A 14,415-nucleotide genomic window follows, 5' to 3' on the forward strand; every position below is an offset into this window, starting at 1 on the left:
ATCGTTTTTATCTTAATATTTATTTCTTAACCAACACGGATACAGTCCTGCTGTATTTTCCATAGACCTTTGATTTGCCTGACGTTTTAAATGCCCTGATTTTTACGTAGCAGACCTTCTTAGCCTTGAGATTCTTAAGGGTTCTGGATGTTATTTTCCCGGAACTGATTACAATCTTTTTGACTCCCTTTTTGAATTTTTTATCCGCTGAGTATGTGATCAGGTATCCGCTTGCACCACTTGTACGCTTCCATGATAGTTTCAAAGTTTTAGATTTCTTTGATATTGCTTTCACATCAGTAGTTTTCTTTGGGGCAACCGAAACGGTAATTCTTCTGACTGCAGAATCATAATTGGCATTGCCTGCTGCCGTTATGGTAATCTGTGCCTTACCGGTACCCTTGATTGTCACTTTACCCTTACTGTCCACTTTTACAACCTTCGTATGATCGGACTTATAAGATAACTTACCTTTTCCGGATGCCTTTGCCTTAATATAGAAGCTCTTATCTCCATTTGTTTTCTTAAAATCTTTAGCTGTAATCGTCTGTTTCTTTTTCTGGATATCAAAGATTGCTTCCAGACTTACACTTTGTGCCGGCATCAGGAATGTAATCGTCTGTGACTTTTGCTGTTCTGCCGTCAGTGTAATTCCGGCTGTCTTCCACTGTGCAAATACCTTGCCGGAAGGAACAGACACCGATGCCTGAATTCTGGTTCCTGCCGGATACATCTGGTCTTTTGCTGCATTTATTATGGTAATCCCGGCTCCTGCCTTCAACTGGTATTTCGGTTTTTCCGGAACTACTATATTTTTAAATCCTGCATTTAATACAACTTCATTCTCAGGCATGACGAAAGTAATGGACAGTGCTCTTTTTTCTGCCTCTGTTAACGTGATTCCTTTGACTTCCCAACCGGTGAACTCTTTGCCCTGAGGTATGCCCACCGTTGCCTTAACCGTAGTTCCTGCCTGACAGGTACCGTTTGAAGAAGCATTTTCAATTGTTACATTTGCTCCTGTTGTAACCTTATAATACGCATTTTCCTCATAGACCGGAACGATACTTCCCCTGCCTCTTGGAACCGTAAATGTAAATTCTCTGGATTCTTTCTGGTCAGCCGTCAGTTCCAGACCGGATACTTCCCAATTACTAAAAGTTTCACCCGGAATATCGATTGCCTGTACCGTAACCTCGGAACTAATTCGGAACATATCATCTTTTACATCTCCGCTTACGCTTACGTTTTTATCAACATAAAAACGAACATAAGCAGACAAATCCTTTGCTGCCGCTTCTAATGATAAATAACGGTTTGAAACAGCCTGCACTGCATCTTTATTAACGGCTTTTGCACTTAACAGCGCTCCATAAAAGATTCTCCAGGTCTCAATAGAATATTCCGCTTCCAAAATCCCCTCCACATCAGCGATCAAAGCATCCAGCTCAGCCCCTGTCTTAACAGTCTGAGGTGCCGGCTGTTCATGAGCTTCCTGCACAGTTATATAATCAATATATACATTTCCACTGTTTTCTGCATCTTTTACGTAAGATATGGTGTTATCACCTTTTTTCAGGGTAACGCGGCTGCAGACAGTCATCCAGTGCTGCCAGTCTGTTTCTGTTTTGTCAAAGGGAACCGTGACACTTTTTTGACCTGCATTATTTACATAGAGATTCAAGGTGCCCGCCTTTGGTGTAATATCCGGTATATTTGCTTCCCATTCTCCACGGTTGTCCGTACTACTGATCGGGGCCTTTACCCCGTTCGCATAACGAGCTCTGATAAAATAGTCGCCATCTTCCTGTACGTTTACCTTAAACGTTATTTTTTCTCCATTCGTGTCTGTGAATTTACCATATCCGGTTCCCTGGAATCCTTTCCCTTTATATCCTTTTTGGGCACCGCCTGACAAATCTCCGTCTTCTGCCTGATATGCAAGTCCCAGACCCGGATCGCCGGATGGCAGTGCTGTAAATTCATATGGCGATACCGGCCTGCCAAAGTTCGGTGATCCATCTTCATTCCATGTGAATTTCTTAATACTGACCTGTCTCCATGCATTATTATTTGACGGATACACTTTTGAATGGAATGCCATCCAGTCCTCTGTCCCATCAGCTGACTGAAAGAATGAAGCTCTGGCTGGTCCATAGACATCTTTCGATCCCTCGAATATGCCTTCTTTATAGGTCCAGTTATCCGGATTTAACACATCCTCCTTTGTCGTATCAAATACATACATACCCATGTGATATCCTGCTGTCTTAAAGCTTCCCTGGGAAACAGTCATAAACAGATGCTCCCCATTCACAACTGCTCTGGGGCCTTCACCTCCGAAGCCAGGCAGAAAACTTCTTTCCTCCGTAATCTTAATGGGTGATTCCATTCTGGCAATGGCTGGTGACTCTACGCCGCTTTCCATGCTTCCCCAGCAGGCATATAACTGTCCGCGGTACTGGAAAACGGTAAAATCATTTCCCTGTGCAAACTCATTGGGGTTATTTATTTCCATTCCCGTATACAATACGCCTCTGTCAATCCAGTCTCCCTGGGGATCATCAGTAACAGATTCCATAACACATGCCATATGCCTCCAGTTATATTCTTTTGCATCTGCACAGTAATAAATATACCATTTACCGTCAATGAAGAACATTTCCGGAGCAAAGATCCTGGATTTTGAATCATTAAAATCAAAAATCCTTACTTTTTCTCCCTGATCCAGCAGCGATTTTGATTTTGATACATACATTTTATTGTGGGATGGATCGTTACTGGACGAAACAAAGTAATAATATCCGTCATGATAGCTGATAAATGGATCCTGTCCCTGATAGAGTGCATTATTGAACTGGGTTAATGCTTCCCCTTTTTGTGCACGAATTACATTTAATTTAAATTCTGCCACCGCATCGGTGATCTTATTGGAATCTTCTTTCAGAACAGATGCGATGATATCAAAGTCTTTTGCATCTGCTGCTACTTCATCTACAACTGCAGAGAACTTATCCATATACTCTTTCGCAATCTGACCCTCACCAGATCCTACCTTCGTATTTTTGCGAAGATTCACTGCCTCTGTGAGACCCACATATAATTTTTCTCTCGCCATAACGCTTTCATACCACATTGCTTCCGGGGCATACAACTGATCTTCTCCAATCACCGATTTTACCCCATCCCGTGTCCAGGATAAATTCATATCTTCCTTAAGATTCAGATTCTCTGCTATAATCGTAAGATTATAATAGATTCCCTTTTCCAGTTCTACTTTTTGGCTTTGGGTTTCTTTATACACATTTCCCGCATTTTGAGAAATAATTTTTTCATCATTCAGATACACCTGATAGTTACCGGAAGATCCAAATGCCAATTCATAGGTTCCGGATACATCTGGTTTAATTTTACCGTTTAATTCTACATTTGCCGGCGCGTTCTCATTTCCCTCGTAATAGCTGACCAGGGAATTTACCGAAAACTGCTCTGATGATACCTCATTTGCCATTACCTCAGCCAGTTTTTCCTGATTACCGCCTTTTTCCTGATAGATTTCTCCGATTAATCCTTTTTTTGTACTTGACGGATAAAGGTTTGCCGTTGGAATAACTTCTTTTTCCTCTGCTCCGGGTTTCAGCCATTCCAGCATAATATAAGCTCCGCCATAACCCTGGAAGTATTCAATGCGAATATCATTTCTGCCTTCATTTAGATGGATTGGCTGGCTTTCCTGCTGCTTATCCCATTTGGATTCCCAGAAATCAATTGCCAGCTCATCATTTACCCAAAGGCGGAAACCATCATCTCCTATCAGATAAAAGGTATAATCACCTGCTTCTTCTGCGTTTACCTGTCCGGTAAAACGAAAAGAACCATATTCTTCCGATCCGTTATACTGGGATAATATTTTTTTAATGGAAAGTGTCTTGTCAAGTACGGGTGCAATTACTTCACCTTTTTTTTCTTCCAGGAAGATATCACCATACACCTCAGCCAGAAGTCCATGCTGGTCTTCTGCTGCAGTTTCTCCCTGGATCGCCTTTGCAGCCTGCCGAAAACACTCAGCCGGAACAACCTGTGCCTGTCCGCCATCCTTTTTCCAGGATAAATTCAAATTGGCATCTCCATCTGCCTGGGCATAATTAATACGGATTTTGTAAAGAAATCCTTTTTCCATATGTACTGGCTGACTGACCTTGGTCTGGTCGGAATGAAGTTTCCAGGAATTAACCATCATTTCATCCTTCATCCAGAAGCGAAAAGCATCATCTCCGCTCATTACAAATTCATAGTCACCGCTCTCCTGAGGCGTAATATATCCGTGGATAATAGCCGTTGCATATTCACTGCTTCCATTACTTAGCTCAATTGCATCTTTTAAACCTTCCCGCCCATCCAGGTTTGGTAAAACCTGATTTACCGGTTCCCCTGCAAATCCAAAGGACGTAATACTGGAAGGTGTTCCGCTTACCTTATAGATCTGGGCTGTTAAGCCCGCATCAGCGGGAGCTTTTGCATGATAATAAGCTTTTTCAGGAATCACTTCCTTGGCTATACCCGCATTTACAGACTCCCATGAAAGCTTCAATACGGCGCCGCCCCATCCCTGTAAGTATTCAATCTTGATATCATGCAGTCCGCTACTTAAGGCAACTGCATTACTTGTCTGTTCCTTTTCCCATTCCTGTACCCAGAAATCGATGACCAGTTTTCCGTCGATCCATATACGGAATCCGTCATCTCCCCAGCCGTAGAACTTATAATCCCCGGCTTTTTCTACGTTCAGCTTTCCGGTGAATCTTGCCGTAGCAAATTGCTCATCTCCCTTATTCCCATTATATTTGTCAAAAATGGGCCTTAAGTTCTGTCCGTTTAAGGTAGGAAAAATCTGTTCTCCTGTTTTATTTTCAAAATTAAAAAGTTCAATTGGACCCCCACGGTATCCCTCGGTATTAAAAATCTCGCCAAACAGCCCCGGTTCCAAGTCCTCCAGCGCTTTTACCGTATTTACATCAGACACGTATTCAGGCTCCTGTACGAAAGCAGACCCGTCCTCTGATTGTATTACCGCTTCCGTATCCTTTTTTCTTTCAGATGTGGCTGCCTGTCCGTCGGTTGATTCTGGCTCTGTATCTGAAGTTATCTCCGTAGCTGAATCTATCTCTGTTTCCCAATCTATTTCAGATCCTGGAGCTATCTCTGCATCCGAAGCTGTCTCTACATCCGAATCTGTCACCGCTTCCGAATCTGTCACTGCTTTCGAATTTGTCACTGCTTCCGAATCTGTCACTGTTTCCGAATCTGTCACTGCTTCCGAATCTGTTTCAGATCCTGGTGCTGTCTCCGCTTTTTGATCTATCCCGTCTTCTGTTACACGGTTTTCTTTCTTCTCTTCTGCCCTTATCACAACGCTGCGCTCATTTCGGTCTGCTTCTCCATATCCCTGCTGCTTATCATTCGTCTCCTGCACCTGTCCGCCGGCAGTCACCTGCGCTGCTGCGTTTTGTCCCGCTGCTGATACGGGCATCACAATTGTGTTTAACACCAATGCCATAGACAGCATAAAACTAACTCCTCTGGCAAACCTCTTCTTCCTCTTCATAACAATCCTCCGTTCTTTTTTCCCAGGGAACCCAGATGCATCCAGACCCTTCCGGAATTTTAATATTTATAGAAAATCATAGCATACAAACTCCGGTTTCTCTTTACAATATTTTGTTTGTATTTTTCACTTTTTTATCATTTCTTTATTTTAAGTACCTATTCTTTCTATTAATAATGTCTGATGGTAAAGGCAAAAAATCTCTGACTTACAAAATTGTAAGCTATATTCCTAAAATGTAAGCTGCAATTATGGCAGACAATGATTCATTTTGATATCATTAAGCCATGAAAGGTGGTGCTATATTATGAATATATACCTGATCCCAATTAAAGAAGCCATCGCAGTTTTTCCGCTGCTGGCTGTTATATTTACATTTCCATACATGATTTATCAATACCGCAGATACGGTTCCATACCGCTATTTCGATCCGTTATCACGTATTCCTTTGTTTTGTACCTGCTATGCATGTATTTCCTTGTAATACTTCCGCTCCCCTCTGTTAGTGAGGTGGCAGGCTACACAGGACCTCAGACTCAGCTGGTTCCATTCCAGTTTGTAAGAGACTTCTTAAGAGAAACAACTTTTCAAATCTCTTCACCGGGAACCTGGATAAGTGCACTGACACAAAACTGCTTCTTGCAGGTCATCTTTAACATCCTGCTGTTTTTGCCTCTCGGTACCTACCTGCGGTATTATTTCCGATGCAGCTGGAAAAAAGTATTATTGGTCAGCTTTTCTCTGAGCCTGTTCTTTGAACTTACGCAGTTAAGCGGATTATACGGAATATATCCCCGCGGATACCGTCTGTTCGATGTAGATGACCTGATGCTGAACACCAGCGGTGGAATGCTTGGTTATATTTCATCAGCTATCTTTATGAAATTACTGCCAAGCAGAGAACGTTTGGATAAAATTGCATACGAAAAGGGGTTACACGTCTCTTTTTGCAGAAGGCTTGCTGCATTTACCCTGGACTGGGTTATCCTGGCTTGTATTGGTGTTCCGACCGTAATCCTGACAACATTTATCCCTCCGTTCTTATTCCTGATCCAGTTTGCTTCCTGCTTCATGCTGCCTGTATTTTACTTTGTGGTGTGTACCTACCTCACAAATGGTTACACTCCGGGAAAATGGCTGCTGCGAATCAGGGTTACTTCCAGCGATGGTGAAAAAGCACTTACACTGCAGCAGTGCATATTGCGCTTTGGATCACTTTACCTGATTTTCGTTCCGGTTCTAATGATCTGGGCTAGTTATCATCTGTTCTGCTTCTGTACCGGACGCCCCAGAACATTAGTATATGAACAGATAAGCAAGACTACCTGCATCAGCACCATCGGGCGGGACACTGTTCAGCCGAAGTACAGGAGGCATTATTTATTAACAGCCCACAAAATATAATTGTATCTCATCCCAAAGAGTACTATAATGAACCAAAGCATTCATACACAGAAGTATAGAAAACTAAAATATATTAGTGAGGTTGTATTATGAAAACAAAGATTTGGGCGCATCGAGGCGCTTCCGGCTATGCGCCTGAAAATACACTGGAAGCATTTGAACTTGCAATACACCAGAATGCAGATGGTATTGAACTGGATATACAACTGACAAAAGACGGGGAAATCGTCGTTGCTCATGATGAAAAGATTGATCGTGTCACCGGTAAAACTGGTTGGATTAAAGACTATACCCTTAAGGAATTAAAACAATTGCGTTTTAACAGGACTCATCCTGAATTTACAAATGCATGTATTCCCACCTTAAAAGAAGTTTATGAATTGATTCAGCCCACAGGCCTAACCGTTAATGTTGAACTTAAAACCAGCATCTGTTTTTATCCCGGAATAGAGAAAAAAGCATTAAATCTTGCCCGGGAGATGCAGATGGAAGAGCGGATTATTTACTCCTCCTTTAATCACTATACCTTAAAATATTTAAAAGAACTGGATTCATCTATAAGAACCGGACTTCTCTATGAAGACGGCTGGATAAATGTTCCTGCCTACGGAAACAGTATAGGGGTTAATGCTTTGCACCCTGCAATCTATCTTCTCCAGTATCCTGATTTTCTGCAGGACTGTAAGAAATACAATCTTCCTCTGCACGTGTGGACAGTCAATACAAAAGAGCACATGGAAAAATTAATAAAACTGGGAGTTGAAGCGATCATAACAGATTTACCGGACATTGCCCGGGAGCTTTCAGATATTTAGAAAAAATGAAAAGCAGGATATTAGTTTAGATTTTGTCAGGGAAGGGACGCTTTTTAGATGGAGGTTGTGTTCGGAAAGAGGCGGATGCTATATTCACAGTTATTTGTGCAATGCTGTACTAGTACAGCATTGAGGCTTCGCCGGCTTACCGCACTCCCCATCTTTCCGTACACTTTCCCCATCTGCATGCCCCACTTTGCGGCATATTTGCCCCAAATTCAGGTTACGTAGCCCGCTACACGTCCTTCATACGGGTCAAATTCCCACAAAGTGTCACGCACAGCTGCCAGAAACCAATTTTCAAACACGCTCTAGACAAACATTTCATATAAACCCATACCAAAAATAATCAGACCAGAGACAACCGTTGCATATTTACCAAATAATCTCGACAAGCATCCCCTGCCAAAACGCTGCCCTGCAGATATAAAAATATAGCTGATTAAAAGGGTAAACACTGACGTCCAGAATACGGACAGTCCGGTAATGCTCCCTGCGATTCCAAGCCCTATATTATTTACTGTCAGCGCAAATGCCAATGTAACTGCCTCGCGCATATCAATATTGCCGGATCCGTCCTTATCCCCTTCTTCCATGCTCTTTTTCAGCCACGTCTTATCCTTTTCCCTTTTTTCTTCTGCCTCAGCTTTAACCCGTTTCAAAATCAACTCTTTCCAGATAAATTCAGCAATAAACAGCCCACCCACAAAAACCAGAATAGATGATCCAATCAGATTCGCTGTCTCTGTGCTTATTATTTCTGTAAACAGCGATCCCAGAGACATGGACAAAAATGTACCAATCGCAGTGATACACGCTATTACCAGATTACTTTCCGGCTCAATCTTAATACGCTTTATACCATATGCAACGCCAATCGTCAGATTATCCAGATTAGCGGAAATTGCAAATAAAAATGCAGATAAAAAATGCATAAAACAAAGTCACCACCCATATAATATTCGTTATATAGAATCATATGCATTTTTTATTATTCCGTGCCCCTTCCGGTTTTCAATGCTCTTCCATACTTGATACTCTTGGCAAAACTTTATTTTCCAGCAGATCAATTTTTATGTATTATTAATATGTAACTAATTATTTAAAGTTATTTTATTTCGCATTAATATTTAGCCAGCTCAGCTCGTCCTGTCCCCAGTCTCCCATGCTCTTAGAACATATAAAAATACTCACGGAAAAGATCCACCAGACCTTCACTGTGAGTACTTTTTTACTTCTCTATTCACTTTCTACTCTTTGATCCCTGTTTTTTAACTGCACACCAGATCGACAATCTCTCCCTTTATAACATCCACCAGCCCTCTGTCTGTCAGTTTCAGTGCCGGGCTCACGGGAAGTCCCAATGTGCAGAGGGACATTACCGGATTATAGTGGCGATAACCCAGCTGAAACAGGCTGTTGCGTACTTTCTTAAGAGCCGGTCCGATTTCTTCAATTGGCTGATCCGATAGAATTCCCGCCACCGGCAGCGGCAGCTCTGCTTTGATTTCTCCCTGATAAACGGTCAGAATCCCTCCCTGCAGCGACTGGATTCTCTCCACAGCAGCCTGCATATCCCCAACATTTTCTCCAACTACAAATAAGTTATGATGATCATGGAAATAGGTTGTTGCCGCTGCTCCCTCTTTCAGACAATCCCCTGTAACAAAGCCATAACCGATATTTTGATTTTTACCGTACCGATCCACTACCATTGCCAGGAGGCATCCGGTTCCTTCCCAACAGATTTTATAATCTTTGACAGGCATGGATACTATTTTTTCACTGGTCTGCGTTCTTCCGTTTGAAACTTCAATTACTCTGACAGACACATTTCCGGATTCCTGTTTCGCACAAATCCAAAAATCTTCCGGTCTAAGTACTGGTATATGAACGCTGTGATAATAATCCTCCGGGAAAAAATGGCGGTTCTCTGAAGTCAGTTCTTTTCCGGGATGATTTTCATTTTCCTGATCCTTGGATGCAATTAGCTGTCCATCTTTATATACATAATCTGGTTCTAAACTGTTAAATCCGGTAATCAGGGCAAAATCTGCTGTTTTTCCAGGTGCTATCACCCCTCTGTCTCTCAGATTCATGCGTCTTGCATTGGTATATGTACCGCAGTAGATTGCTTCTTCTGTGGGAAAGCCCATACGGATTGCTTCCTCAATCACCTTATTCAGCTGCCCTTCTTCATACAGCTTGTCCGCCATAGTATCATCTGTTACAAATCCGCAATGTTCATATAGCCTGTTTTCCCTGATATAATCCAGAATCTCCGGCCTTAACATCTTCTCCTGCAATTCCACAAACATTCCATTTTCGAATCTCTGGCGTATTTCTTCCAGCGTATGCTCCGTATGATCTCCGTCAATGCCAAGATAAAGAAATTTTGCCAGGTCTAATCCCGTAAGTGATGGACAATGGCCTTCTATAACAAAATTCGGATCAACTTCATGAAGGTAGTTTAAAAATTTTGTAATTTCCAGATCATTTTCCCGAATGATCTGCCTGTAGTTCATAATTTCACCGACGCAGACTACCTCTTTTTTCTCATACAATTCTTTCATTGCCCGGCAGTCAATTATACCTCCTGTAGTCTCCAGCTCCTCATTCGTAGATGGTACACTGCTTGGTATTCCATAGAAGATATCAATCGGTGCATTTTCCCCATCCGCGATCATTTCATAAATACCCGATAACCCCTTTATGTTAGCCATTTCATGGGGTTCTGAAACCACGGTAGTGACACCGCACTTTCCTGCATATCCGGCAAACGTCTGAGGCGTCATCATGGAACTTTCGATATGCATATGGATGTCAATCAATCCTGGAATCATATAATAGCCGGAAGCGTCCAGCTCTTCTTTTGCAGTAATTAATGGGATGGTATTCTCATTATCTTTTACATCAACATAATAAATTTTTCCATCCAGAACATACACATCTGCTTTCCGGAAACACTTCAGATAACTGTTAAAAACTTTCGCATTACGAATTACTAAATCCACATTTTCCATATATGTCCCCTATACAATGGTATAAAAATATAAAAGGCAGACAATTACCAGAATATACATTACCTTGGATATTTCCCTGATCTTGCCTGATGCAATTTTCATAATAAAATACGTAGGAATTGCAGCGCAGATACCATTTGCAATGTTATTGGCAAAAATAGTAAATGTCACACAGACAAATGCAGGTATACTTTCTGTAATTTCTTCGTATTTAATATTTTTCATAGCACTTAACATTCCGATTCCAATATATATTAATACCGGTGCGGTTGCTGCTGACGGTATCATTAATGCAACCGGCGCAAAGAATAGTGCAAGGGCGAAACAGGCTGCAGTTGCTACTACCGTAAGTCCGGTTTTTCCACCCGCCTCTACTCCTGCAGAAGATTCCAGATAGGTTGTCATGCTTGGCATACCAAATAGTGCTCCAAAACTGGTTGCGATTGCATCCACTTTAAAACAACGGTCTATTCCAGGCAGGTTTCCATCCTTATCCAGATATCCGGCTTTTGCCCCAACACCCAGTACTGTTCCAAAAGTAGAGAAGAAGTCCGGAACAAAAAGTGCAATTAAAAATGGAATATAAGCAAAGTTTAATGCTCCGGCAATATCAATGTTTAAAAACTGGCTTCCGATATTTGCAGGCATCGATATGATACTTCCCGGCAGCTTTGTGACCCCGAACGGGATTCCCACAATTGTAGTAATTAATATGGTCAGAATCATTCCTCCTGCAATATTTCGTACCTTCATCACCAGAAGAATAATAAATCCAATTACAGTTACAATGACTTCCGGAGATGCAAGATCCCCAAATGCAAGACTTTTCTTGCTTTCATTTGCAATGATTAACCCACAGCTTTTTGCACCTAAAAGTGCAATAAACAGACCTATTCCGGCACTTACCGCATGTTTAAGACTCATAGGTATTACTTTCACAACTGCTTCTCTAAGTCCCAAAAATGTAACTAATATAAACAATACACCGCTCAGAAAAATAACACCTGCTGTGATCTCCGGGGAAATTCCGTCGTTCTGGATCATTGCCGTAACAATTCCCACACTGCCAAGTCCCGGTGCCAGGGCAAACGGACGGTTTGTAAAAATTGCCATTGCCACACTTGTCAAAATAATTAACAATACCATTGCAGTGAGCATCACATGCTTATCCAGTCCCGCAGAGCTTAACATATTCGGAACCGTCGCCAAGACATACGCCATTGTGACAAAAGTTGTAACACCTGCAATCAACTCTGTTTTCATATTCGTGTGGTACTTTGACAACTGAAACTGTTTCTCCAACCACTGTTTCATTTTCTTCTCTCCTTTATTGTGCTTTTATTTGCTTCTTTTCTACATCTATTGTATGATAAGGATAAAAGCATGTCCAATTCCTATTTACCATAATCATTATTCCAAAAGTGAATAACTGCCTATGTCTTTCAAAAACGAGGTATCCCATGAATATCAAAGAATTTGACTATATATTATGCATTGCAAAACACCAGAATATCACAAAGGCTGCACTGGAACTGTATATTTCCCAGCCCACACTAAGCAAACACCTGCAGAAACTGGAACGCCAGTTAGGCTGTAAACTTTTCGGCAGGGTTGATAACCGCTATATTCCCACCCATGCGGGAAAGCGCTATCTCGCATATGCAAAAAAAATGATGGCTTTAAATCAGGATTGGGAAAAAGAATTAAAAGATATTACACAATGCAATGAAGGCGAACTGAATATTGCCTTTCCCCTGATGCGCAGTTCCTGCATGATTCCTGCAATCCTTCCTGCTTTTTATCAAAAATATCCCCATATCCGTATTAATTGCCTGGAAGAAACTTACGCTATACAGGAGAAACTGCTGCTGGATGACCAGATCGATTTTGCCATATTTAATGAATCATCTCCCCATCCCAAGCTCACTTATGAATCCCTTGGCGAGGAAGAAATTGTCCTTGTGGTATCCCCCCGTCACCCGTTTGCCTCTCTGGGCGTTAACGGACCGGACAGTCCCTATCCATATATAGAGCTTGCTCTTTTTGCAAGCGATAATTTCATCCTTCATTTCCCGGAACAGACTACTGGCAGAATTGCTCTTGATCTATTCCGAAAGCACAAAATCAGCCCCACCGTTTCACTTCATACCAGAAATACCCAGGCGGCAGTTCTTCTGGTACTGCAGGATCTGGGCGTATGTTTTGCACCGGAGAGCTATATTAAAAATATGCATTTCCAGTCTGCTCCAGTCTGCTTTTCTGTAGGTAAACCTCGGATATGTACCACTCTTAGCATTGCATACCGCAAGGGCTCCTATATGCCTCTTTATGCCCTGGATTTTATAAAAATGGTTAAAAAAATGATGTCCCGCTGAATATTCAGCAGGACATCCCGTATCACATCTAAGTATTTACTTTTTATTGTATCGTAATGAGTTTCGGCTGCTCCTCAATTTTCTGCGCAGCTTCTTTGGGAATCATCAGACGCAGAATACCATCCTGAAATCCTGCCTGAATATCTTCCTGGCGAACGCTTTCTCCCACATAAAAGGATCGTTTGCAGGTTCCCGTAAAGCGTTCTCTTCGGATATAATTACCATCCTTATCCTTTTCATCTTTGTTTTCATTCTTGTTCGCGATAATTGTCAGATATCCATCCTTCAGCTCTGCCCTTACATCTTCTTTCGCATATCCCGGCAGCTCCATATCAACCAGATAGTGATTATCTTTTTCCTGAACATCAGTCTTCATAATCTGGGACGTGTTGTCTGAAAATGGTTTGCTAAAGAACGGGTCACGGAACAATTCATCAAATAAATCAAAAGCTCTGTTTGAAAGTAACATAAGTCATACCTCCTTGAAAATAACTGACTGGCGGCCTCAGCCGCAATACTACTTGTTTCTATTTGTTTCTATTTGTTTCTATATGATAAACTGTAACAGAGGGAAACATCCCCTCCGACAGATTACTGAATTGAAATCAGCTTTGGCTGATCATCTTTTAAAACCGGCTCCTTTGGAATGCTGAGCCTCAAAATACCATCCTGGAATCCAGCCTGAATATCTTCCTGTCTTACCTGATCCCCCACATAGAAGGTCCGCTTGCAGGAACCGCTGTAACGTTCTCTTCTGATATATTTTCCCGCCTCGTCTTTTTCTTCCTTATTTTCATTCCTGGACGCCGTAATTGTCAGATTGCCGTCTTTCAATTCTGCTTTAATATCTTCTTTCGCATAGCCCGGCAGTTCAATATCCACCAGATAGTGATTTTCCTTCTCCTGGATATCTGTCTTCATTACTTGGGTAGTTCTGCTGTCTCCATAAGACGGATTAAAAAATGCGTCCTTAAACATCTCATCAAATAAATCATAAGCTCTGTTTCTAAGTAACATAAGTCATACCTCCTTGGTTTCTTATTTAAAAATGGTTGTTGTATTTGGTTTGTTGTAACTGTTTTATTTGTTATATATGTGTTATAACATAAAAAATTAGCACTGTCAACCACCGAGTGCTAATTTTATTATTTTTTTATAATTCTTCTACTATCCCCCTGAATCGCGTCAGATA

At 41.6% G+C, this 14,415-nt stretch carries 10 protein-coding genes; 4 read left to right on the forward strand and 6 right to left on the reverse strand.

Features of this window, described 5'->3' with window-relative positions:
- Positions 1–19: 19 nt before the first annotated feature.
- Positions 20–5,605, reverse strand: coding sequence for a PA14 domain-containing protein (locus QR40_RS27310; protein ID WP_081999075.1), 5,586 nt, complete (start codon positions 5,603–5,605; stop codon positions 20–22).
- Between the two features lie 307 nt (positions 5,606–5,912).
- On the opposite strand from QR40_RS27310, the gene QR40_RS27315 reads away from it, so the two are divergent.
- From QR40_RS27315 to QR40_RS33395, 3 genes are all read left to right on the forward strand, one after another.
- Positions 5,913–7,010, forward strand: a complete 1,098-nt coding sequence (locus QR40_RS27315) for a VanZ family protein (protein ID WP_052431088.1) — start codon at positions 5,913–5,915, stop codon at positions 7,008–7,010.
- A gap of 89 nt (positions 7,011–7,099) precedes the next feature.
- Positions 7,100–7,825 (forward strand): glycerophosphodiester phosphodiesterase, encoded by a 726-nt coding sequence (locus QR40_RS27320; protein ID WP_044297668.1) that lies wholly within the window; start codon positions 7,100–7,102, stop codon positions 7,823–7,825.
- Between the two features lie 203 nt (positions 7,826–8,028).
- Positions 8,029–8,157 carry a DUF6783 domain-containing protein gene (locus QR40_RS33395; RefSeq protein WP_334291806.1) on the forward strand — a complete coding sequence of 43 codons (129 nt, stop codon included), beginning with the start codon at positions 8,029–8,031 and terminating at the stop codon, positions 8,155–8,157.
- Here QR40_RS33395 and QR40_RS27325 read toward each other — a convergent pair.
- The 3 genes from QR40_RS27325 to QR40_RS27335 all read right to left on the reverse strand — a co-directional run bounded on the left by QR40_RS27325 (position 8,137) and on the right by QR40_RS27335 (position 12,162).
- The gene (locus QR40_RS27325) at positions 8,137–8,760 is read right to left on the reverse strand and encodes a manganese efflux pump (protein ID WP_044297669.1); all 624 of its coding nucleotides are present in this window, start codon (positions 8,758–8,760) and stop codon (positions 8,137–8,139) included. The two genes, QR40_RS33395 and QR40_RS27325, sit on opposite strands and share 21 nt — an antisense overlap.
- 336 nt (positions 8,761–9,096) lie before the next feature.
- Positions 9,097–10,848 carry an adenine deaminase C-terminal domain-containing protein gene (locus QR40_RS27330; RefSeq protein ID WP_044297670.1) on the reverse strand — a complete coding sequence of 584 codons (1,752 nt, stop codon included), beginning with the start codon at positions 10,846–10,848 and terminating at the stop codon, positions 9,097–9,099.
- Positions 10,849–10,857: 9 nt separating this feature from the next.
- Positions 10,858–12,162, reverse strand: coding sequence for an NCS2 family permease (locus QR40_RS27335; protein ID WP_044289613.1), 1,305 nt, complete (start codon positions 12,160–12,162; stop codon positions 10,858–10,860).
- Between the two features lie 146 nt (positions 12,163–12,308).
- Here QR40_RS27335 and QR40_RS27340 point away from each other — a divergent pair, with 146 nt between their 5' ends.
- A complete protein-coding gene (locus tag QR40_RS27340) occupies positions 12,309–13,223 on the forward strand; it encodes a LysR family transcriptional regulator (protein WP_044297671.1) in 915 nt (304 codons plus the stop codon).
- A 43-nt stretch (positions 13,224–13,266) separates the two neighbouring features.
- On the opposite strand, the gene QR40_RS27345 is transcribed toward QR40_RS27340, so the two are convergent.
- The gene (locus QR40_RS27345) at positions 13,267–13,692 is read right to left on the reverse strand and encodes an Hsp20/alpha crystallin family protein (RefSeq protein WP_027295666.1); all 426 of its coding nucleotides are present in this window, start codon (positions 13,690–13,692) and stop codon (positions 13,267–13,269) included.
- Between the two features lie 122 nt (positions 13,693–13,814).
- On the reverse strand, positions 13,815–14,240 hold the full coding sequence (locus QR40_RS27350) for an Hsp20/alpha crystallin family protein (protein ID WP_027295665.1): 426 nt from the start codon (positions 14,238–14,240) through the stop codon (positions 13,815–13,817).
- Positions 14,241–14,415: the final 175 nt, after the last annotated feature.

It is taken from the genome of Robinsoniella peoriensis (assembly GCF_000797495.1).
Taxonomy (GTDB): Bacteria; Bacillota; Clostridia; order Lachnospirales; family Lachnospiraceae; genus Robinsoniella; species Robinsoniella peoriensis.

Bases quoted from the DNA above. Each gene is read 5' to 3' on its own strand.
- QR40_RS27340 (WP_044297671.1), top strand. From the start codon at position 12,309: ATGAATATCAAAGAATTTGACTATATATTATGCATTGCAAAACACCAG.
- QR40_RS27350 (WP_027295665.1), bottom strand. From the start codon at position 14,240: ATGTTACTTAGAAACAGAGCTTATGATTTATTTGATGAGATGTTTAAG.
- QR40_RS27320 (WP_044297668.1), top strand. From the start codon at position 7,100: ATGAAAACAAAGATTTGGGCGCATCGAGGCGCTTCCGGCTATGCGCCT.
- QR40_RS27310 (WP_081999075.1), bottom strand. From the start codon at position 5,605: ATGAAGAGGAAGAAGAGGTTTGCCAGAGGAGTTAGTTTTATGCTGTCT.
- QR40_RS27325 (WP_044297669.1), bottom strand. From the start codon at position 8,760: ATGCATTTTTTATCTGCATTTTTATTTGCAATTTCCGCTAATCTGGAT.
- QR40_RS27330 (WP_044297670.1), bottom strand. From the start codon at position 10,848: ATGGAAAATGTGGATTTAGTAATTCGTAATGCGAAAGTTTTTAACAGT.
- QR40_RS27345 (WP_027295666.1), bottom strand. From the start codon at position 13,692: ATGTTACTTTCAAACAGAGCTTTTGATTTATTTGATGAATTGTTCCGT.
- QR40_RS27335 (WP_044289613.1), bottom strand. From the start codon at position 12,162: ATGAAACAGTGGTTGGAGAAACAGTTTCAGTTGTCAAAGTACCACACG.
- QR40_RS27315 (WP_052431088.1), top strand. From the start codon at position 5,913: ATGAATATATACCTGATCCCAATTAAAGAAGCCATCGCAGTTTTTCCG.